A 20403-nucleotide genomic window follows, 5' to 3' on the forward strand; every position below is an offset into this window, starting at 1 on the left:
TAAGTTCTAAATTAAAGAGATAAGTTCTGTTGTTGATCTGATGATAAACTATCTGGTATTTTTAATTTAAAATGATTGTATGCTAGTAAAGTTGCAATACGTCCTCTTGCCGTACGCATGATATATCCTTGCTGAATTAGATAAGGTTCTATAACATCCTCAATAGTTCCCTTTTCTTCACTAAGTGCAGCTGCCATCGTATCTAATCCTACTGGACCACCACCAAATTTTTCCATTAATGTGAGTAGATATTTATGATCCATATGATCAAATCCTACAGGATCAACTTTTAGCATTGTAAGAGCTTTATCAGCAATATCATAAGATATAACTCCAGAAGCTTTAACTTGAGCATAATCTCTAACTCTACGTAGTAATCTATTTGCTATTCTTGGTGTACCTCTTGAACGTTTAGCAATTTCGTTGGCACCATCGTCTGTAATATCTAGATCTAAAAGCTTAGCCGAACGATAAACTATCTTAGCTAGATCGTCAACTGAGTAGAATTCTAGCCTTTGAATTATACCAAACCTATCTCTCAAGGGTGAAGTCAGAAGCCCTGCTCTAGTTGTAGCTCCTACTAATGTAAATGGAGGTAAATCAATCTTGATTGATCTTGCTGCGGGACCTTCACCAATCATAATATCAAGCTGATAATCTTCCATAGCTGGATATAATATTTCTTCAATAACAGGACTTAAGCGATGTATTTCATCGATAAATAATACATCGTTCTCTTCTAAGTTAGTCAAAAGTGCTGCCAAATCTCCAGCTTTTTCTAAAACTGGACCACTTGTTTGCTTAAGTTCCACTTCCATTTCATTGGCAATAATATTTGATAATGTTGTTTTACCTAAACCTGGGGGCCCAAATATAAGAGTATGATCAAGGGCATCATTTCGAGATTTTGCAGCTTGAATAAAAATCTCCATTTGTTCGCGTACTGCAGGCTGACCTTCATATTCAGCTAAAGTTTTTGGTCTTATAGCTCTATCGATGGAATTTTCATCCTTAGTTTGTACAGTATTTGCTGAAATTATTCTATCTGTCTCGATCATACTTTAATCTTCTAATAAAAATTTAGTCTATTATAACATTTTTAGTGTTTTTAATATTAACTTATAGCTACTATTATTATTTGCTCTAGCCCGTTCTAAATGCTTAGAATTGAATAATTTTACCACCTTAACTATTTATACTAAAAATATTGATTGATAAACTTTGAAAAAGATAAATGTTTTGTCTAAAATCTATTTATAAAATCGACATTAATATATGGAGAAAATAGTGGATTTAAAAGACTTTAAACAAATAGAGCTTTCTCACTTTACCGATACTAAATCAATAAACTATCTTAGAGATGATGCTAGCCATCTTCTTTACTTAGAAAGTTCCGCTTTAGAGGTCTTTAGGGATTATAAGGATCATGATGCTTTGACAGTCAGAGCAGATCTAAATATAAAAGATGTGAAAACAAAAATAATTGATAATCATAAAGATTTTGCACTAGTCATTAATGCTGAAGATAAAGTTGTAGGGACGATTGCTCTTCATTATATAGAAAGTCAAGCACTTCAAGAAAGAGCTAGAAGCTCAGGCACAAAACCCGCTGATTTAGTTGCACATGATATTATGTTACCAATTGCTAAGGTAAATGCTGTATCTTACTCTATTATAAAAAATACTAAGATTGGTCATATCCTTAATACTTTGATTAATTCGGATTACCATCATATAGTAGTGTATGATAAGAATGAAAACGGCGAAAAATATATTCGTGGTTATTTCTCTTTACCATACATTAGAAGAAAGCTTGGCTTAGATGTCTATCACGTCTATCAAAAAGAAGGCGTTTCTAATCTTAATAAAGGTATCTAACTGTTTTAATACTAATCAATATATCCTTCTATAACGTTATAAAATTGATTTGCCATAATTGTATATCCTTTTGCATTAGGGTGCACAGCATCAACCATTAAATCTTGGTGGCCGATAATTCCTTCTAAAACATTAGGAACTAACAAACATCCATTAATTTTTGCAAACTCGATATAGTCTTCAGCATAATCATTTTTATAGTATGGTATGTCTAAACCTCCAATAACAACTAATGCTCCATTTGCCTGTAGTATATTTACTATACGTCTTAAATTTGCAAAAGCTTGAGCTGCAGGAATTCTTTTTCTGAGATCATTTGCTCCTAGTGATACTATTACTATTCTAGGATTAGCTTGTACAACATCTTCAATTCTTAATAGTGCTTGACCTGTTGTTTCACCAGATACTCCCATATTTATTACAGGTTCACCAATCATTCTTGATAATTGAGATGGATAGTTGTCATATTTATCGACACCGTATCCAGCTGTTAAGCTATCACCAAAAGCAATAATAGTCTCGCCCTGTGGCTTTTGATTAACAATCGGCCAATTATTATAGCTTTGGTAGATAAAATAATAGTATGACAATGCTAATAAAAGTATCAAAAAAATGACAAGAAGTATTTTCTTCATCAGATGAGTATCACCAAAAATAAATATGCTAGAAATTATAAAATAGTAACTCTCAAAATACTATATATAGAAGATTAATAGCAACTATAATTAAATTTTAGATATAGATTTTATAATAATTATTTTTTGTGACTTAAAAGCTTCTCTAAAACCTCAGCTATTTTATTGAAAGAAAGATTTGAATAATCTAGCAGAAGATCTTTTGTACCATGAGTTAAGAACTCATCCTTGAGACCAAAGTTTCTGACAATCGTATTTTTACTTAGATCGCTAGCAAGTATATACTCATTAACCGCAGAGCCAGCTCCTCCGGCTATCGAATTTTCCTCAAATGTAAATATAATATTATGGTTTTGACATATTTCATCAATCAGTTGTTCATCAAGAGGTTTTACAAATCTCATATCAACTACAGTAATATCATATTTATCAGCTAGCTGGTTAGCAAGTGGTAATAAAGTTCCAAAATTTAAAATAGCGACTCTTGAACCTTTTTTAACAAGCTTTGCTTTGCCTAATTCTATATCAAGATTATCAGTAATTTCAGCACCAATACCTGCTCCACGAGGATAGCGTACCATTGCAGGTCCCTTGTATTCATATCCAAGTTCAAGCATATGATATGTCTCGTTTTCATCACTTGGAGTCATAATTACATGATTTGGAATACAACGCATAAATGATATATCAAAACTACCATCATGAGTTGCGCCATCGGCTCCAACAAGACCAGCTCTATCAACAGCATATAAGACATCTAAATCTTGTAATGCTATATCATGTATAACCTGATCATAAGCTCTTTGTAGAAATGTTGAATAAATAGCAACTACAGGCTTAAGTCCTTGGCATGCTAAACCACCTGCAAAAGTAACTGCATGCTGCTCAGCAATAGCCACATCAAAGTATCTATTTGGATATTGTTGTGAAAATCTAATTAAATCAGAGCCTTCCTTCATAGCTGGAGTTACACCTACTAAGCGCTCATCTTTAGCTGCTTTTTGACAAATCCAGTTACCAAATATATTTGAGTAAGTTGGCTTAGAAGCTTTTGATTGAGCATCTCCACTATGAAAACTTGGTGCAACATGATGAAACTTAATTGGATCAGATTCTGCCTTAGTATAGCCTTTACCTTTTTTGGTAATTACATGTAAAAGTTTCGGACCTCTGTGATCTTTTAAAATTCTTAAAGTCTTTACTAACTCTACAACATTATGCCCATCTATTGGCCCTACATAATAAAAACCTAAATCTTCAAAAAAATTTGCAGGGACAAACATTCCTTTAGTCTGTGTTTCTATCTTTTTCACGAACTCAAACATCGGTGGAATATTTTTAAGAACTTCCTTTCCTTTTTCACGAATTGAGTTATAAAAGCCACCTGAAATAATCTTGCTAAAATGAGCAGAAAGACCACCAACATTATCAGAAATTGACATTTCGTTGTCATTGAGAATAACTAAAATGTCCTCTTTAATTCCCCCAGCATGATTAAGTGCCTCAAATGCCATACCACCAGTTATAGCACCATCTCCAATTACAGCAATTGAGCTAGAGTGTTTACCTTGTAGTCTATCTGCAATAGCCATGCCAAGTGCTGCACTTATCGATGTACTTGAGTGCCCTACTCCAAAAGTGTCATATTCACTTTCAGATCGCTTTGGAAAACCCGAAATTCCACCATCTTTTTTGATAGTAATAAGCTTATCTTTTCTACCTGTCAAGATTTTATGAATATATGTTTGATGTCCAACATCCCATACAATATTATCGTAAGGTGTATTAAAAACATAGTGTAGCGCTACTGTAAGCTCTGTAGCACCAAGACTACTTGCAAAATGTCCACCACTTACATCCAATGTATCTACCAAAAAAGTTCTTAACTCAGATGCTAGTTCTTTAAGTTGTCCCTCGGGTACAAGCTTAAGATCTGCAGGGGTATTTATCTTATCTAAAATAGTATATTTCGACATAGTATAAAATCTTCATCTAACCCAAAAGTACAATTCTAAAGAATATATACTTTAATAAATTAAACATTTCGTCAGCTAGTGGTTATTCCCACTCAATTGTTCCAGGTGGTTTACCTGTTACATCATAAACGACTCGTGATACTTGTTTAACTTCATTTACAATTCTATTTGAAACTATAGATAAGAAGTCATAAGGCAAATTTGCCCATGTTGCAGTCATAAAATCAATACTAACCACAGCTCTTAATGCTATAACATATTCATATCTACGCTGATCCCCAACAACCCCAACTGACTTAACTGGTAAGAAAACCCCGAAGGCCTGAGAAATATCATGATACAAATTATGCTTATAGAGCTCTTCAGTAAAGATAGCATCTGCTTTTTGTAGAGTTTCAACATACTCTTTCTTAATTTCACCTAATATACGCACACCAAGACCTGGACCTGGGAACGGATGTCTATAAAGCATATTATACGGCAAGCCTAAGCCCAGTCCTAATTTACGCACCTCATCTTTGAATAACTCTCTTAGAGGTTCTAATAGCTTAAGCTTCATCTCTTTTGGCAAACCACCAACGTTATGATGAGATTTAATAACATGAGCTTTAGACTGGCTATTACCAGCTGACTCAATTACATCACTATAGATCGTGCCTTGAGCAAGCCATTTCGCATTTTCGATTTTAGCTGCTTCTTCATCAAAAATATCAACAAAAAGCTTACCTATGATTTTACGCTTTTCTTCAGGATCACCAATACCCTTTAGAGCATCTAAAAATCTATTTTTAGCATTTACACGAATAACATTAATATCCATATGCTCTGCAAATACTTCCATCACTTGGTCGCCTTCATTAAGACGAAGTAGTCCAGTATCTACAAATATACAGGTAAGTTGATCGCCAATAGCTTCATGTAATATTGCTGCTACTACAGATGAGTCAACACCACCTGATAAGCCTAAAATTACTCTATCACTTCCAACCTGTTTTTTTATTTCTTTGATATCGTTTTCAATAATATTTTCGATGTTCCAAAGAGCATCACATTTACAGATATTTAAGGCAAAATTTTCTATAATCTGTTTACCGTTCTCTGTATGAGTAGTTTCTGGATGAAACTGTACTCCATAAAAAGGTTTACTCTTGTGAGCAACAGCTGCAACAGGAGCATTAGTTGATGATGCTATTACTTCAAAATGTTCGCCAGTTTGAGTAACTTTATCACTATGACTCATCCATACAGACTGCTCTGTTTTGAGATTAGAAAATATATTTTCTGATGATTTTAAGATATTAATGATCGCTTTACCAAACTCACTTTGATCAGCTCCTTTTACCTCTCCACCATGCTGCATTACCATTGTTTGCATACCATAGCAGATACCCAAAACAGGAACACCTAATTCAAAGACTATTTCCGGAGCCTTAACATCTGAATCATATACAGACTCAGGACCACCAGAAAGAATTATACCTTTAGCATGATAATCTTTGATAAAATCATCTGCTATGTCGTGAGGAAATATTTCGCAAAAGACACCAACCTCTCTCACTCTACGAGCGATAAGTTGAGTATATTGCGAACCAAAATCTAAAATCAAAATCTTATGATTATGTATATCTGTCATTTTTATAGAAATAAATATTTTCTTAAAAGGATATTTTAACCTAAATGAATTTGATTGTAATTAGCTTTTAGTGATAAAAATAATATTAAATATATAGTCGTATAAGACTTTCATAGAAAACTAAATTATTAGACTAATAAAAAAGCTCTGTGACTCGACGTCTAAAGCTAAACTCAGGATACTCAACTCCAACAAAATATAGACCGTGTGCTTTAGCTGTTTCAGCGGCTTTTGTCCTATCCTTAGCTTCTAATACTAGCTTAATCCATTCTGGAGATTCAAATTCTAAACCTACTTTTAGTAAGGAGCCTATAAAATTTCTAATCATATGGTGCAAAAAAGCATTGCCAACAACCTCAAATACTATAAAATTTCCCTGTTTAATAAACTCAGCTCTTTGAATATTTCTAAATGGCGTGTTTGACTGACATTGAGATGATCTAAAAGATGTAAAATCTTGCTCACCTAATAAGTATTTACAAGCTTGATTCATTTTATCTATATTTAGCTGACGATTTTCCCACAAGCAGTGTTCTGCGAATATTGGTGAGCTAATTGCAGAATTATAGATAATATAATTATAGGTTCTATTTGTTGCTGTAAATCTAGAATTAAAATCATTACCAACTTCTTTAATATCTAGTATTTTAATATCCTGTGGTAAAAGAGCATTCGTTCCCCTCATCCAAGAACTAAGATTTCTATCTGCATCTGAATGAAAGTTAACAACTTGCGAAGTCGCATGTACTCCGGTATCAGTTCGCCCTGCACAAGTAACTTCTATATTTTGATTTGCAATTTTTGAGAGTGCTTTTTCTAGCTCTTCTTGAATACTTGGTGAATGAGACTGTCTTTGCCAGCCACAATAGTTTTTACCAAAGTACTCAATTTGTAGTAGATAATTTTTCATAATTAGCCAAGAAATTTAACAACTCTAGAATGAAGTATTTCCATCTCTTTTGGAATCAATTTTGAGAAATTGATAAAACCATGTACTAAACTATCAAAGTGATAATGTTGTACCTCAACATCATGTCTAAGAAGTCTTTCAGCAAATAATAATCCCTCATCTTTTAAAGGGTCATAGCCTGCTGTCATAACTAAAGTTCTCGGCATATTATCCAATTCTTTAATATAAAATGGAGATATTTCTGGAGAACATTTGTCCATACCTTCAGGCACGTATAACTCAGAATACCATTTTGTTTTTGCTTTAGTTAAAATATAGCCACTAGAATAGTCTTCAAGCGATTTCGTAGGCATATGCGATAAATCTACAGATGGATATAGGATAATATTATTCCCAATTTTAACACTACCTTTCTGAAGTAGATTATAAGTTGCCAAAACTGTCAAATTAGCTCCTGCGCTATCACCCATTAAAGTAAATTTCTTACGAGAAACTCCTAGCCTTTTAGAGTGCTGATAAACATACTCTGCAACAAACTCGACATCATTTAGACCAGCTGGAAATTTATGTTCAGGTGCAAGACGATAATCAACCGCAAAAACAATCCTATTAGTAGTCAATGCAAGCTTACGACAAAAAGCATCAAATGAATCAAGTGTACCAGATACAAATCCTCCGCCATGAGAAAAAATTATTACCTTAAGTTTCTCATCAACTTTAGGATTATATACTCTAACAGGGATATTGTGACCATCATTATGTGTAATTTCAATATCTTCAACACTCTCAAGATCTACTTTAGGATAACTATATAACCCTAGTGATGCAGCAGCCTTTCTTGTGGTATCAATATCTTGACGATTGCCATCTCTGTCAAACTTACTAATGAAAGTTAATAAATCCTGTAGTTTAGCAGGTATAGTCTTGATACCACCATATAAGTCTGGAACTTTTTTAAGAATTTCAGCTTCAAGAGCTTCTTCATGTTCAGAATTATCTCTAGCTATGACTTTAAGCCATTCTTTTTTATTTGGAGATAACGACTCAATAGGTGTTGATAAATATCGAGCAATACCAAGCTCATGACAATCATTTTCAGCATAAAAAGGTAAATTATTTACTAACCACTTAACTAGTTTTTCTGCTTTCAGATTATTTGTTTCTCTTATCTCTAAAACGTTATAGAGATTTCTAACATCATAAGACCACGGCACGTAGTCAACGATAAAGTTACAGCTAATATAGTTAAGCCCAGCTTCTCTTGCTAAAGCAAACTCTGGAAATGCTGTCATACCTATGACACCACCTCCCATACTCTGGAAGCATTTAGCATCTATTATAGTAGGGAACTGTGGTCCCTCTATACATACGTAGCTCTGCTTAAAATGAATATCAAAATCAAATTCTTGTTTTTTTGCTCTAATTTCTTCAGCTATACTCTCTGTTATAGGTTTTGAAAGAGATACATAGTTAAGTAGTCCCTGCTCACAAAAAGTAAATTCTCGTAAAGATTTTGTTCTATCAATGAACTGATATGGAATAACCATATCTCCAGGTTTTAACTCTTCTCTTAAACTTCTAACTGAAGATAAGGCAATTATAGAAGTAGCACCATATTTTTTCAAAGCATATATATTCGCTTTGTAGTTTATTTGATGTGGTAATATATTCTGACCTAAGCCAGTTCTATTTAGGAATAATGCTTCTTTATCTTCTATTTTTATTTTAAAGAGGCCATTTGAGCACAACCCAAATGGAGTTTCTCGTGATAATTCCTCTATAATCTCAAAATCATCAAAAGATTCAAAACCACTGCTTCCTACAATTGCCCACATATGTTATTTATCCAAAAGTTGTTTCTAATATTTTTCTATCTTTACAAAAGAGTTCTATTCTAAATTTATCATCCTCATTTACTACTCCAACACCTTTGGGTGTTCCTGTCATTAGTAAATCATTTTCAGCCACAGATATCTCATTTTGCTTTAAAAAATCTATAATTTGTTGAGGTTTATAAATCATTAAATCGTAGCTACCTTGCTGAATTAAGGAGTTATTTTTATACGCTTTAAAGTTTAGAAACTCAATATCCTGATTATTAATCTTAACAAACTCGCTAATCACAGCGCTATTATCAAAGGCTTTAGCTAATTCCCATGGTAGTCCTTTGGCTTTAAGTTTTGATTGTAAATTTCTATCAGTTAAATCTAAGCCTAAACCTACTGCTTTTATATTTGAATCATGATCAAATGCAAAAACTATCTCACATTCATAATGAATTTCTCTAGCTGATGATAATCTAAGATTTTTAGATATGCTCGAATTAGGCTTGATAAATATGACTGGGCTCTCTGGAACTTCATTATTTAGCTCATGAATATGTTCAACATAATTCCTACCAACACAAACTACTTTTGATTTTGTCAGATCAATTTGCATAATTTATTTCCTATTATGAATCATGTAATCAATTACAATTTAAAATCTTCTCCAAGATATACTTTTCTAACGGTCTCATCAGCTAAGACTTCTTCTGGTGAGCCAGCAGCTAGCATATTTCCAGCATTCACAATATATGCTCTTTCACAAATATCAAGCGTCTCACGTACATTATGGTCTGTAATTAATACACCTATCCCTCTATCTTTAAGATGTCTTACAACTTCTTTAATTTCAATTACAGAAACTGGGTCAACCCCTGCAAATGGTTCATCGAGGAGAATAAACTTAGGGTCCATAGCTAGAGCTCTTGCAATTTCAACTCTTCTTCGCTCTCCACCAGATAAACTCATACCCAAACTTTTGCGAATATGTTGAATACTAAACTCATCTAAAAGTTCATTAAGTTTTTCTTCAATTTGGACTTTATTAAGCTCTTTACGAGTTTCTAATATAGCTATAATATTATCTTCTACACTTAGCTTTCTAAATACAGAAGCCTCTTGGGGTAAATATCCCAACCCTCTTCGTGCTCTTAAGTGAATTGGCATTTTTGTTACATCTTCATCACCCATGCGTACTTTGCCACGTGTAGCAGCGACAAGTCCAACAATCATATAGAAAGACGTAGTTTTTCCTGCACCATTAGGACCTAGTAATCCAACAATTTCACCTGTTGAAACTTTCATAGACACATTATTTACTACCCAGCGAGCACCATACTTTTTACCCAATCTTTTTGCTTCTAATGTATATTTTTCCATTTTAAACCACTCTTAAAATTATGTACTGGTGTTATAAGTGTTCAATCCTGTTACACTTCCTTTTTGTCTATCTTTACCATAATCGCTAATAGGTGTAAGCCCAGTATCAATTCTAGTCTGTTTCTGTACCCCATCTAAGATTATTGTAGATCTTCTATTTTCACTACCTGGAATAGATATTAAATCGTGATCAATATCAAAGATTACTTTTTCACCTTTGTAAACATTATCATTTTGATAAGCTACAGCCTTTCTATACATTTCTAGATGCTTATCATTCACATGATAAATTACCATCTTTGATTGACCTTCAACAGGACCCCTAGTCGCAGTCTTGACTGTATTATAATCAGGATTCGAGTTTGTAGGATAAGTATAAAATTGAGAATTATGATTATCATCCGAAATCATAGTGAAGGTTTTTAGCTTCTTTTTATCATCTAAATTTATTACTAGTCTTTGACCAGATATAAAGTTACACTCTTTTTGCTCAGCACAAAGTTTTTTAGCTGTTGTTAGCCAACTTTGTTGTAATTGTTCTAGAGTTAGTGAAGGATCTCTTTCGAAGTAAACAATATTATCTTTGGGAGTTGTAGGCTTATGACAAAGAATATGATTATTATGAACTTGCATCACAAAAACATTGCCTAAATAAGTAATAACACGTTGATCATCAACATAAGCAACACTATCAGCACATATAGTTATTGGACCATACTCCTTTAGACTATTAGCTGCTGAATTATCTTCTTTTTCATTATTAGCAACATTATCTTCTTGAATCTCAGCATTATACATTGGCAAACTATTATCAATTTGATTTTCACTTACATCTGAAAAGGCATATGATGTAAGCGAGAGAAAAATTGCCGCAACCAATCTAACTCGACGCATAATAGCTCCTTACATTTTGTCCTAACTGAATAACTTTTGCAGCTGAATTGCCAGATAGCCCTATACCCGTTGTATTATTACCAGTTTCAGGATCATATATTCTTGTAAATCTTGCATTATAAAAGTCTTTTGTAGCTGAGTTATAAAACATCTCTGACGTTTTAATAAAAATCTTATCTAAAGATGTTGAATCAGACTTTTTATTATTTTGAGAGTCTACTGAGTTGTCATTAGTGTATATAATAGAGTCAACACCATCATATAAGTGAGTCAAGTTCTGCCCTGTAAACTGTTGAATATAACCATGTTTAGATTTAACTTGCCATTGTAGCTTACCAGTTTTACTATCATAACTTTTTTCAGTAAGATCAATCATAAATAAATCTTGATTGATATAACGCCTTAGCTCTTTAGAAAAAAAGTTTGTTGCTAAATTACCTTTTACATCATACTTATTATAAGTAAAATCAAATGCCTTTAATTCAACTCGATTTTTTTGTTGGTTGCTTTTAAGAGGTTTTGCACCATCTAGAGCATTATAGCTTATATAAAGCATAGCAAATATAATAATTATTATTGAGAGTACATTCGCAAATAAAGAATACTTAGTGAAGAACTTCATCTTTATCCTTATTTCACTCCGCCAAACTCTAAAAAGTCATTAATAATTTTATTATGTAATCCCATATGCTTGATAATATAGTCACAAAACTCTCTAACTGCAGCATTACCACCATTATTTTGACAAACATAATCTGCATATTCTTTTACTATTGCTATAGAGTCAAAAGGTGTTGCTGATAGGCCTACTTTATTCATCAAAATAAGATCTGGAAGATCGTCACCCATATAAGCAATATCTTGATCATTTAAATCATACTTATTTTTTAAGCTTTCGTATGCTTTAACTTTATTTTTTTGCCCTTGGTAAATATCTTCAGCATCCAGACCTAAACTTATAAATCTATCATGAACAATCTTTGATTCTTTGCCAGTTATAATAGCTACTCTAATACCTAACTTTTGAAGCAGGACTAAGCCGAGTCCATCTTTGACATTAAAGTTCTTAAATTCATTACCATCATTTGAAATTATTATTCTACTATCAGTGAGAACACCATCAACATCAAAAATTGCTAATTTAATATTTTTCTGTTTATCTATTTTCATTATTAAGCTTAAAAAGAATATTTGATTCAATTAGAAATATTATCACAAATGATCAGAGACTAAAATATTTAAAACAAATGAAGAAATTATTTATAGTTACTGACAGATTTTTTAATTTCTTGCTTAGCAAAAGCAGCATTATCCCAACCATCAACTTTTACCCACTTACCTGAATCTAGATCTTTATAATGAGTAAAGAAATGTTCGATTCTTTGTTTTAACGTCACTGGTAAGTCATCAACATCATTAATGTGATCATATTCTTTAGTTAGCTTAGAGCTTGGTACTGCAATAATTTTTGCATCAACACCGCCATCATCTTCCATTTTGAAAACACCAACAGCTCTACAGTTGATCACACAACCTACTGCCAATGGATATGGAGCTAAAACTAATACATCAATAGGATCTCCATCATCATAAAGAGTGTTTGGAACAAAACCATAGTTACAAGGATATCTCATTGTAGATGACATAAATCTATCAACTACAATCATATTACTATCTTTGTCAAATTCATATTTTATCGGATCACTATCTTGAGGTATTTCAATTACAACATTGAAATCATTAGGAACATCTTTTCCACAAGGTATATTTTTTAGCATAACAATTTCTCCTATATTTTTGCTAAAGCATAAACGCTTGATACACTACAAAACAGTCTATCATAAAAACCTTTGTATTTATAACCTATAAATATTAAAATGTTGTGAGATATTATCTACAAATTACACTTTAATAAGATTTTAAAGAGGAAAATTATGAAATTTAAAAAGATAGCTTTGTTGACGGCTAGTTTAGTGGCCACTACTGCTTTTGCAGCTCCAAATATTTCATCCAGTTCAGACCCTTATTTTAATGGCGGTAATGGACTAGCACAAAAAGACATAATAGTTAGACCAGTCAATATTGAATTAGACGCACCAGCATGGGTAGCTATGAATTATCGTACTGGAGATATTGTTAGTCAAAAGAATATGGATGTTAGAAGACCTCCAGCTAGCTTGACTAAAATCATGACATCATATATTGTTGCCAGTGAAATCAAAGCAGGAAATCTTAGTTGGGATACTATGGTACCAATAAGTGAGAAAGCTGCTTCTACTGGTGGATCTAAAATGTATGTAAAAGCAGGTGCTAAAGTTTCTGTCAAAAACTTAGTTACAGGCATGGATGTAGTCTCTGGTAACGACGCTACTATTGCTCTTGCTGAGTATATTGGTGGAACAGCCGAAGCATTTACAGATTTAATGAACCAAACAGCTAAAGCAATTGGCATGAACAATACTCATTTTGCCAACCCAGATGGATTACCAGGTGGTGAGCAGTATACAACTGCTCATGATATGGCGCTTTTAGCAAGATCTTACATATATAATTTCCCAGATGCATATAAAATATATGATGATAGAGGCTTGGTATGGAATGCTACACAGCAGGAGTCTGTAAGCATTGCAGATCGCAAACAATGCTTACCAAAATTTGATCGTTCTAGTGGTAATGTATTAGAAAGCTTCTCTGCTAAAGGATTGGATTCTCAAGCGCAGGATAAGTGTTCTAAATTATTTCCTAAAGGTGACAATTTTGTCCTTCAAAATAATAGAAACAGACTTCTATTTACTTTTGATGGTGCTGATGGAATGAAAACTGGTCATACGGACGCGGCTGGTTACTGTCTAGTTTCTTCTGCGAAACAAGATGGTGAAAGATTCATTTCTGTAGTTCTTGGTACTAGCAGTTCAGCTAAGAGAGACTCAGAATCATCTAAACTGCTAAGATATGCTATAAGTAAATATGAAAATGTTCTGCTATACAAGGCTAACTCACCTGTTACGATAAGTGCAGATAATATTCCTAATGCTAAAGCCGGACAAAAAATAACAGTCGCTTCAACTCAAAATATATACCAAACAGTGCCTAAAACATATATACCATTCTTAAAACAAGGTATAGTCTTCACGCCAGGTATAAAAGCTCCAATTAAAAAAGGACAAACTGTAGGCGAACTTGTAATAACTCTTGGTGATACTAAAGAAAAAATAGCAAGTGTTCCGGTAGTATCTATGAATGATATATCACAAAGAGGTTGGTGGTAATTTTATAACCAAAATAGAGGATTTATGATGTCTGAAGAAAATAATAATAATCAACCAGAAACTTTTTTTGAATTTCCTTGCCAGTTTCCAATTAAAATAATGGCAAACCCTCAAAAAGAAACTGTAGAAGCTATTCTTAAAGTTTTTGAAAAATATGTACCTAAACATAGTGAAATTGATTTTAATACTAAAGAAAGTAAAACTGGAAAATATATATCTATAACAGCAATATTTACAGCTGATAGTAAAGAGCAATTAGATAATATTTATAAAGAAATATCAAGTCATCCAGAAGTTCATATGGTTCTATAAAAAACTCATATTTATGAAAGAAAATATCATAATAAAGAATTTAAGTTTACAACCGTATTCAAAAGTTTTTAAAGATATGGTTGATTTTACAAATAAGCGTAGTGATATTACTAAAGATGAGATTTGGCTTGTTGAGCATCCTAGTGTCTTTACACAAGGTAAGCATGGCAATCCCGAACACATTCTAAACACACATAACATTCCAATTGTTGAAACTGATCGTGGTGGACAAGTTACTTATCATGGTCCTGGTCAGGCTGTAATATATTTTTTGCTAGACATAAAAAGAAATAAACTTGGCGCAAAAAAATTGGTTGATATAGTTGAGCAAGCTTGTACAAATATACTTCAGAAGCATTATAATCTCAATTCGCATACTATTGAAAATGCTCATGGCATATATATAAATAACAAAAAAATAGCTTCTCTTGGCTTAAGAATAAAGCAAGGTAAAAGCTACCACGGCATTGCTATAAATACTAAAATGGATCTTACGCCATTTAGTTATATAAATCCATGTGGTTATACAAATTTACAAATGTGTCAATTATCTGATTTTTCTGACAAAGTAAATGTTGAGACACTACAAAAGCAATATGTCGATGAGTTTATAGAGTTAATCAAACTATAAACGATTTGTAAGAGAAATTTTTCTAACTGTAATTCTTATGCAAGTTTGACTTTACATTTTCGAGGAATCTTTTTGACTGAACTTTATCGCCAAATATATCATATTTAATAGTTAATGTTGATGAATTATCAGCTATCCTAGCTACACTAATATTGAATGTACCTTTAAATCTCTTTGAATTTACACTACCATCAATCTCTGATGCTTGATTGGTTATAATGTTTTTAGTTATGGTTACACCTGGCATTTTTGCTAAAGTATCTAGAACAGCCTTATTAACTTCTACAACTGAGTAATCAAGATTCTCTGAATATGATGCTGCCTGATCAACACCATACACTCCAGCACCAATCAGTAGACAACTATTAAGAGCTAAAGTACTAAATATCAATATAAAGAAAGACACTATTTTTTTCATTTTAAATACTTAATAAATAAAATTTAGCAAGAATATATCATACTAAATGATAAAAAGCTATTTTGGAAAATAAGTTTTAGTGCTAGGCAATAAAGATTATAAAAATGTCTTCAAAAATGCTGATCTAGATGGATGCTTAAGCTTTCTAAGAGCTTTTGCTTCAATCTGTCTAATACGTTCTCTAGTAACATTAAACTGCTTACCAACTTCTTCTAAAGTATGATCTGTGTTCATACCAATACCAAAGCGCATCATAAGAACCTTTGCTTCTCTCTCAGTTAAACCAGTATCAATAAGCTCCTTAATTGCTTCTCTTAGATTTTCTAAATTTGCAGCCTCTATTGGAGAATAATTATTTTTATCTTCAATAAAATCACCAACTGTAGAGTCTTCATCATCACCAATTGGGCTTTCCATAGAAATTGGAGTATGAGATATATTAAGAATTTTCTTAAGCTTATCCTTAGTCATATTAGGAGTATACTCAATAATCTCTTCTTCGGTAGCCTCACGACCTTTTTCTTGAAGAATTTGACGTTTAATTCTATTAACCTTATTTATAGTTTCTATCATATGTACTGGTACACGAATCGTTCTTGCTTGATCCGCGATTGATCGAGTAATAGCCTGACGAATCCACCAAGTTGCGTAAGTTGAAAACTTAAAACCTTTACGATAATCAAATTTATCTACGGCTTTCATCAATCCGATATTACCTTCTTGAATAATATCTAAGAAATGTAATCCTCTATTAGTATATTTTTTAGCCTCAGAAACAACTAGTCTCAAATTTGCTTCAATCATTTCCTTTTTAGCTTGAGTAATTTTTGCTTCACTCTTAGAAATTTCAACATTAACTTTCTTAAGCTCTTCAATTTTCATCATCATCAAATTCTGAAATTGATTAATTTGCTTTGTCAAGTTGTGAATTTCTTTGACAGTATTATCTGTAAATTTATATTTTTTAGTCAAAGATGGTAGCCACTCAATAGAGCCTATTTCATACACTTTTATAAACTCTTGGCGAGGAGTCTTTGACCTTTCCACACATAATCTAAGAATTTTTCGCTCAAACTCCTTAACCCTTGCATAAGGAAGCCTAATATAGTCAACTAATTTCTGTAAGTGAGATGTAGATAACCTCAAACACTCAAATTCTTTAACTATTTTACTATAAAGTTTCTTATTTGGCTTTTCTTGAAATTCTTCAAACATTTTCTCAAGATTTACAAAAAATTCATATGCTCTTTGAGTATCAATCTTTTCATCATGATCGTCTTCTGCAACTTTTTCTTCAGTTACTTGCTCATCACTAAATCCAGCCATAATTTCATTAAAGCGGATATACTTAGCAACAGGCTCATCTTCGATATCTTGAGAAGTCATATAGTCAACAGCCTTCTCTTCTAACTCACGAAAACGTTCAATATAAGTCTTAACAACTATTGGATAACTCAAAATAGTGCTAAAAACCTCAGTAGTGCCTTCTTCAATTCTAATAGCAATATCCGTCTCGCCTTTTTTATCTAAAAGGTCGACTATTCCCATTTCACGCATATACATACGAATGGGATCAGATGTTTTACCCTTTAAATCATCTAAGTTAGCTTCACTTACTTTTCTTTCATCATCATCTTCGTCTAATTCAGGAGTTCTATCATATACATCAATACCTGCATCTATAAGGATAGCTTCAATTTCCTCATATTTTTTTGGATCTTCTGATACATCTCCTGGCAACGCATCTAAAATATCTGCTCTGGTCAAATAGCCTCTTTCTTTACCATCAACCATAAGATCTTTCAGATCAGAAAGTAAATCTTCTCTTGTCATCTACTCATACTCCAATAGATTTTTTTATATTTTATTACTTAATTTTGCTACTAAATACTTACGTTCCATCTCTTGAACATCTGTTCTAAAAGGTAAAGACCCTAAATAGTTAAGCTGTTCTTTTACACTATTAGCTTCAATTCTCTTCAAATCTTTTAAGATCTGCTCACAATATTGCTCGCCATCAGATTTTTTTCTAGCTTTACTGATGCCTTGACTTAATAACTCAAAAAAATACTCTCTATAGTCAGGATAGTCCTCTGCCAACAACTGTATCAATATTACAGCTTCTATTTCATTAGATGAGTCTTCTTTGAGAATTTTCAAGCTTTTAACAAGAATATCAAGATTTTTTGAAGTAGCAAATATTTCAAAGTTATTTTCTTTTAATAACATACGAAAATCAGCAATATTGACAAAAATTTCAGCCAATATTACTTCCTCAAGCAACATACTTTTTGAGAGTCTTTTTTGTCTATATTTATAATTATCAATATCTAAATTAACTATATTAGACCTCTGCTTTCCTAATTTTAGTAATTTTTTTATTTGATTAGTATTAATATTTATCTTCTCAGCAACTGTTGAAATGAGACTCTCTGTATAAATGTTTTCATCAATATCTATCAAAAATTCTTTTAAGTTTTCTACTATTTCTGATTTGCATTCAGCTTTAGAAATATCTTTATTATTTATGATATAGTTTATTATGAAGTCTAAGACAGACTGAGACTTCTTTAATGAATTATTGAAATTGTCTAATCCATATTCTTTAATATAATCATCTGGATCTTTACCATATTCTAAGGTAAGTATCCTAAGCTTTTTATTTCCATCTAAAATAGGAAGAATTATTTTAATAGTTCTAACTACTGCTTTTTGACCAGCACTATCTCCATCGAAACATAAGACAATAGAATTACTTTCACGAAATAATATTTTTGCATAATTCTGAGAGAACGCCGTTCCTAATGTAGCCACAGCAGAATAGAAGCCATATTTTGCTAAGCCAATAACATCCATATAGCCTTCAACAACAATAAGACTTTGATTTGCCAAGTCAGGATATTGTTTTTTCTTTTCTCTATATTCATAAAGCCCGTATAAAATATTATTTTTCTGAAAAACTATAGTCTCAGGAGAATTTATATATTTAACACCATCTGAATCATGTATTACTCTGCCTCCATAGCCAATTACATTACCTTGAATATTTCTAATTGGGAACATTATTCTATTACGAAAGCGATCATAAACATTCCCTTTATCATTTTTTATTGCAAGTCCTGTATCAATTAATATATCTTCTGATACATTTACGGATTTAGCTAATTGAGTAAGATTATTCCAACCTTCTGAGGAGTATCCAATGCCAAAAACTTTAGCTAAATCACTATCAATTCCTCTTTTTTTAAGGTAGCCAATAGCCTTTTCCTTTGAAGCGGAATTACCAAGATTCCAACGGTAATATTTTTGGGCAATTGCTAAAAAGCCAATACACTTGTTAAATAGTTGTTCTTTATGTAAATCTTCCTGAGAATAATTTTCATACTCAACTGGTTTGCCTACAATTTCAGCAAGAGTTTTAACAGCCTCAACGAAATCTAAATTATTAATTTTCTTTACAAAGGTTAAGGCATCACCAGACTCATGACAACCAAAGCAATGAAAGAACCTCTTTTGTGAATTAACAAAGAATGATGGTGTTTTCTCATTATGAAACGGGCAACAAGCTTTATAATTTTTTCCAGATTTAGTTAAATTAACATATCTAGACACGACATCAGCAATATCAGCATTTGCAACAAGCTCTTTTATAAAGTTATTAGATATCTTTTTTGCCATACTGATTAAATCTAGAACTTAAGCTAAGTTTGATTTTACTATAGCACTAACTTTACTCATATCTGTTCTACCAGCAAGCTCTTTCTTTACACTTGCCATTATCTTGCCCATCTCTTTCATAGATGTAGCTCCCACAGATTCTATTGCTTTTTGAACTATAGTTACAACTTCTTCATCACTTAGTTGTTTAGGCATATATTTAGTTAAGATCTCAATTTCTTTTTTCTCGCCTTCCGCAAGCTCGGCTCTATCGGCTTGCATATATTGAGTGAAAGAATCTTGTCTTTGCTTAATCATTTTTGCTATTACGGCTATAGCAACTTCATCTGTTATCTCAACCTTCTCATCAATTTGCTTTTGCTTAATAGCAGACATAGCCATACGAATAGTAGTTAATCTATTTTTATCTTTATTTTTCATTGACTCTTTCATATCAAGGGTCAATTGATCAAAAATCTGTGACATTTTAAAAAAGAATTCCTAGTGAAAGGGAGAGTTAAACTCTCAACGGTGAATTAAATGATTTACTACCTTCTAGCGATTATATTGCTTTTATAAGCTCTTTTAACCGCGGCAGCTTTCTTTCTTTTACGTGCCCAAGTTGGCTTTTCAAAGTACTCTCTACGACGTAGTTCAGATACTATTCCAGCCTTCTCACAAGATCTTTTGAATCTTCTAAGAGCAACATCAAAAGGTTCTCTTTCTTTAATTCTAACGCTTGGCATACCCTCTCACCTCACTTAAATGCCAGTTTAATAAACCCAACAAACCAGAACTTTATAAGTCCTGTAACAAAATTATAGGCTACAATTTTATCACATAACATTATAAATGCAAGATACCTTATAACAAATGACTTAGACATAAAACCTTACCGACTATTGCATCGTATCCTACTATATTTATATTTTATAAAATGCTATTATTCCAAGTTAAGAATTTTAGAAACTTACAACACAGGTTTAT

21 protein-coding genes are annotated in these 20403 nt (G+C 32.3%); 4 read left to right on the forward strand and 17 right to left on the reverse strand.

Annotated features, from left to right (window positions below):
• Positions 1–11: 11 nt before the first annotated feature.
• Positions 12–1058 carry a Holliday junction branch migration DNA helicase RuvB gene (ruvB, locus tag IMS64_RS04575; protein ID WP_088821237.1) on the reverse strand — a complete coding sequence of 349 codons (1047 nt, stop codon included), beginning with the start codon at positions 1056–1058 and terminating at the stop codon, positions 12–14.
• Positions 1059–1287: 229 nt separating this feature from the next.
• Here ruvB and IMS64_RS04580 point away from each other — a divergent pair, with 229 nt between their 5' ends.
• The gene (locus IMS64_RS04580) at positions 1288–1878 is read left to right on the forward strand and encodes a CBS domain-containing protein (RefSeq protein ID WP_173405546.1); all 591 of its coding nucleotides are present in this window, start codon (positions 1288–1290) and stop codon (positions 1876–1878) included.
• Positions 1879–1889: 11 nt separating this feature from the next.
• Here IMS64_RS04580 and IMS64_RS04585 read toward each other — a convergent pair whose 3' ends face one another.
• The 11 genes from IMS64_RS04585 to ppa form a co-directional block, all read right to left on the reverse strand.
• The gene (locus IMS64_RS04585; protein WP_211491044.1) at positions 1890–2513 is read right to left on the reverse strand and encodes an arylesterase; all 624 of its coding nucleotides are present in this window, start codon (positions 2511–2513) and stop codon (positions 1890–1892) included.
• Between the two features lie 119 nt (positions 2514–2632).
• Positions 2633–4489, reverse strand: a complete 1857-nt coding sequence (gene dxs / locus IMS64_RS04590) for a 1-deoxy-D-xylulose-5-phosphate synthase (RefSeq protein WP_211491045.1) — start codon at positions 4487–4489, stop codon at positions 2633–2635.
• Between the two features lie 82 nt (positions 4490–4571).
• Positions 4572–6122 (reverse strand): glutamine-hydrolyzing GMP synthase, encoded by a 1551-nt coding sequence (gene guaA, locus IMS64_RS04595; protein ID WP_200147630.1) that lies wholly within the window; start codon positions 6120–6122, stop codon positions 4572–4574.
• A gap of 133 nt (positions 6123–6255) precedes the next feature.
• Positions 6256–7032, reverse strand: a complete 777-nt coding sequence (truA, locus tag IMS64_RS04600; protein WP_211491046.1) for a tRNA pseudouridine(38-40) synthase TruA — start codon at positions 7030–7032, stop codon at positions 6256–6258.
• A gap of 2 nt (positions 7033–7034) precedes the next feature.
• Positions 7035–8867, reverse strand: coding sequence for an alpha/beta hydrolase fold domain-containing protein (locus tag IMS64_RS04605; protein WP_042523338.1), 1833 nt, complete (start codon positions 8865–8867; stop codon positions 7035–7037).
• A gap of 7 nt (positions 8868–8874) precedes the next feature.
• Positions 8875–9471, reverse strand: coding sequence for a fumarylacetoacetate hydrolase family protein (locus IMS64_RS04610; protein ID WP_042523340.1), 597 nt, complete (start codon positions 9469–9471; stop codon positions 8875–8877).
• Between the two features lie 32 nt (positions 9472–9503).
• Entirely contained in the window at positions 9504–10235 is a 732-nt protein-coding gene (gene lptB, locus IMS64_RS04615; protein ID WP_004287720.1) for an LPS export ABC transporter ATP-binding protein, read from the reverse strand.
• An 18-nt stretch (positions 10236–10253) separates the two neighbouring features.
• Positions 10254–11129, reverse strand: coding sequence for an LptA/OstA family protein (locus IMS64_RS04620; protein WP_211491047.1), 876 nt, complete (start codon positions 11127–11129; stop codon positions 10254–10256).
• Positions 11116–11751, reverse strand: coding sequence for an LPS export ABC transporter periplasmic protein LptC (gene lptC, locus IMS64_RS04625; protein ID WP_211491048.1), 636 nt, complete (start codon positions 11749–11751; stop codon positions 11116–11118). Before lptC ends, IMS64_RS04620 begins: the two co-directional genes overlap by 14 nt.
• Before the next feature lie 8 nt (positions 11752–11759).
• Positions 11760–12299, reverse strand: a complete 540-nt coding sequence (locus IMS64_RS04630; RefSeq protein WP_042518324.1) for a KdsC family phosphatase — start codon at positions 12297–12299, stop codon at positions 11760–11762.
• An 86-nt stretch (positions 12300–12385) separates the two neighbouring features.
• Positions 12386–12907: an inorganic diphosphatase gene (gene ppa / locus IMS64_RS04635; RefSeq protein WP_004287716.1), complete on the reverse strand. Its 522-nt coding sequence runs from the start codon at positions 12905–12907 to the stop codon at positions 12386–12388.
• A gap of 156 nt (positions 12908–13063) precedes the next feature.
• Between ppa and IMS64_RS04640 the strand changes: the two genes are divergently transcribed.
• The 3 genes from IMS64_RS04640 to lipB are packed head-to-tail and all read left to right on the forward strand — an operon-like array spanning position 13064 to position 15341.
• The gene (locus IMS64_RS04640; RefSeq protein ID WP_004287715.1) at positions 13064–14398 is read left to right on the forward strand and encodes a D-alanyl-D-alanine carboxypeptidase family protein; all 1335 of its coding nucleotides are present in this window, start codon (positions 13064–13066) and stop codon (positions 14396–14398) included.
• Between the two features lie 27 nt (positions 14399–14425).
• Entirely contained in the window at positions 14426–14710 is a 285-nt protein-coding gene (locus tag IMS64_RS04645; protein ID WP_004287714.1) for an HP0495 family protein, read from the forward strand.
• A 13-nt stretch (positions 14711–14723) separates the two neighbouring features.
• A complete protein-coding gene (gene lipB / locus IMS64_RS04650) occupies positions 14724–15341 on the forward strand; it encodes a lipoyl(octanoyl) transferase LipB (protein WP_200155660.1) in 618 nt (205 codons plus the stop codon).
• Between the two features lie 22 nt (positions 15342–15363).
• On the opposite strand, the gene IMS64_RS04655 is transcribed toward lipB, so the two are convergent.
• The 5 genes from IMS64_RS04655 to rpsU form a co-directional block, all read right to left on the reverse strand.
• Complete coding sequence (locus tag IMS64_RS04655; RefSeq protein WP_088821246.1) at positions 15364–15759, reverse strand: DUF3568 family protein; 396 nt, start codon at positions 15757–15759, stop codon at positions 15364–15366.
• Positions 15760–15855: 96 nt separating this feature from the next.
• The gene (gene rpoD / locus IMS64_RS04660) at positions 15856–17592 is read right to left on the reverse strand and encodes an RNA polymerase sigma factor RpoD (RefSeq protein ID WP_042518316.1); all 1737 of its coding nucleotides are present in this window, start codon (positions 17590–17592) and stop codon (positions 15856–15858) included.
• Positions 17593–17616: 24 nt separating this feature from the next.
• Entirely contained in the window at positions 17617–19437 is a 1821-nt protein-coding gene (dnaG, locus tag IMS64_RS04665) for a DNA primase (RefSeq protein ID WP_211491049.1), read from the reverse strand.
• Positions 19438–19455: 18 nt separating this feature from the next.
• Positions 19456–19902: a GatB/YqeY domain-containing protein gene (locus tag IMS64_RS04670; RefSeq protein WP_211491050.1), complete on the reverse strand. Its 447-nt coding sequence runs from the start codon at positions 19900–19902 to the stop codon at positions 19456–19458.
• Between the two features lie 62 nt (positions 19903–19964).
• Positions 19965–20162 carry a 30S ribosomal protein S21 gene (gene rpsU / locus IMS64_RS04675; RefSeq protein ID WP_004287708.1) on the reverse strand — a complete coding sequence of 66 codons (198 nt, stop codon included), beginning with the start codon at positions 20160–20162 and terminating at the stop codon, positions 19965–19967.
• Positions 20163–20403 lie beyond the last annotated feature (241 nt).

The sequence above is a fragment of the Francisella philomiragia genome, from assembly GCF_018135955.1.
Taxonomy (GTDB): Bacteria; Pseudomonadota; Gammaproteobacteria; order Francisellales; family Francisellaceae; genus Francisella; species Francisella philomiragia.

What these genes read in the sequence shown, in the direction of transcription:
- lptB (WP_004287720.1), bottom strand. Translation starts at nt 10,235, where the DNA reads ATGGAAAAATATACATTAGAAGCAAAAAGATTGGGTAAAAAGTATGGT.
- ruvB (WP_088821237.1), bottom strand. Translation starts at nt 1,058, where the DNA reads ATGATCGAGACAGATAGAATAATTTCAGCAAATACTGTACAAACTAAG.
- IMS64_RS04585 (WP_211491044.1), bottom strand. Translation starts at nt 2,513, where the DNA reads ATGAAGAAAATACTTCTTGTCATTTTTTTGATACTTTTATTAGCATTG.
- rpsU (WP_004287708.1), bottom strand. Translation starts at nt 20,162, where the DNA reads ATGCCAAGCGTTAGAATTAAAGAAAGAGAACCTTTTGATGTTGCTCTT.
- truA (WP_211491046.1), bottom strand. Translation starts at nt 7,032, where the DNA reads ATGAAAAATTATCTACTACAAATTGAGTACTTTGGTAAAAACTATTGT.
- IMS64_RS04620 (WP_211491047.1), bottom strand. Translation starts at nt 11,129, where the DNA reads ATGCGTCGAGTTAGATTGGTTGCGGCAATTTTTCTCTCGCTTACATCA.
- IMS64_RS04605 (WP_042523338.1), bottom strand. Translation starts at nt 8,867, where the DNA reads ATGTGGGCAATTGTAGGAAGCAGTGGTTTTGAATCTTTTGATGATTTT.
- IMS64_RS04630 (WP_042518324.1), bottom strand. Translation starts at nt 12,299, where the DNA reads ATGAAAATAGATAAACAGAAAAATATTAAATTAGCAATTTTTGATGTT.
- lipB (WP_200155660.1), top strand. Translation starts at nt 14,724, where the DNA reads ATGAAAGAAAATATCATAATAAAGAATTTAAGTTTACAACCGTATTCA.
- IMS64_RS04610 (WP_042523340.1), bottom strand. Translation starts at nt 9,471, where the DNA reads ATGCAAATTGATCTGACAAAATCAAAAGTAGTTTGTGTTGGTAGGAAT.
- IMS64_RS04655 (WP_088821246.1), bottom strand. Translation starts at nt 15,759, where the DNA reads ATGAAAAAAATAGTGTCTTTCTTTATATTGATATTTAGTACTTTAGCT.
- IMS64_RS04640 (WP_004287715.1), top strand. Translation starts at nt 13,064, where the DNA reads ATGAAATTTAAAAAGATAGCTTTGTTGACGGCTAGTTTAGTGGCCACT.
- ppa (WP_004287716.1), bottom strand. Translation starts at nt 12,907, where the DNA reads ATGCTAAAAAATATACCTTGTGGAAAAGATGTTCCTAATGATTTCAAT.
- rpoD (WP_042518316.1), bottom strand. Translation starts at nt 17,592, where the DNA reads ATGACAAGAGAAGATTTACTTTCTGATCTGAAAGATCTTATGGTTGAT.
- dxs (WP_211491045.1), bottom strand. Translation starts at nt 4,489, where the DNA reads ATGTCGAAATATACTATTTTAGATAAGATAAATACCCCTGCAGATCTT.
- dnaG (WP_211491049.1), bottom strand. Translation starts at nt 19,437, where the DNA reads ATGGCAAAAAAGATATCTAATAACTTTATAAAAGAGCTTGTTGCAAAT.
- IMS64_RS04670 (WP_211491050.1), bottom strand. Translation starts at nt 19,902, where the DNA reads ATGTCACAGATTTTTGATCAATTGACCCTTGATATGAAAGAGTCAATG.
- IMS64_RS04645 (WP_004287714.1), top strand. Translation starts at nt 14,426, where the DNA reads ATGTCTGAAGAAAATAATAATAATCAACCAGAAACTTTTTTTGAATTT.
- lptC (WP_211491048.1), bottom strand. Translation starts at nt 11,751, where the DNA reads ATGAAGTTCTTCACTAAGTATTCTTTATTTGCGAATGTACTCTCAATA.
- guaA (WP_200147630.1), bottom strand. Translation starts at nt 6,122, where the DNA reads ATGACAGATATACATAATCATAAGATTTTGATTTTAGATTTTGGTTCG.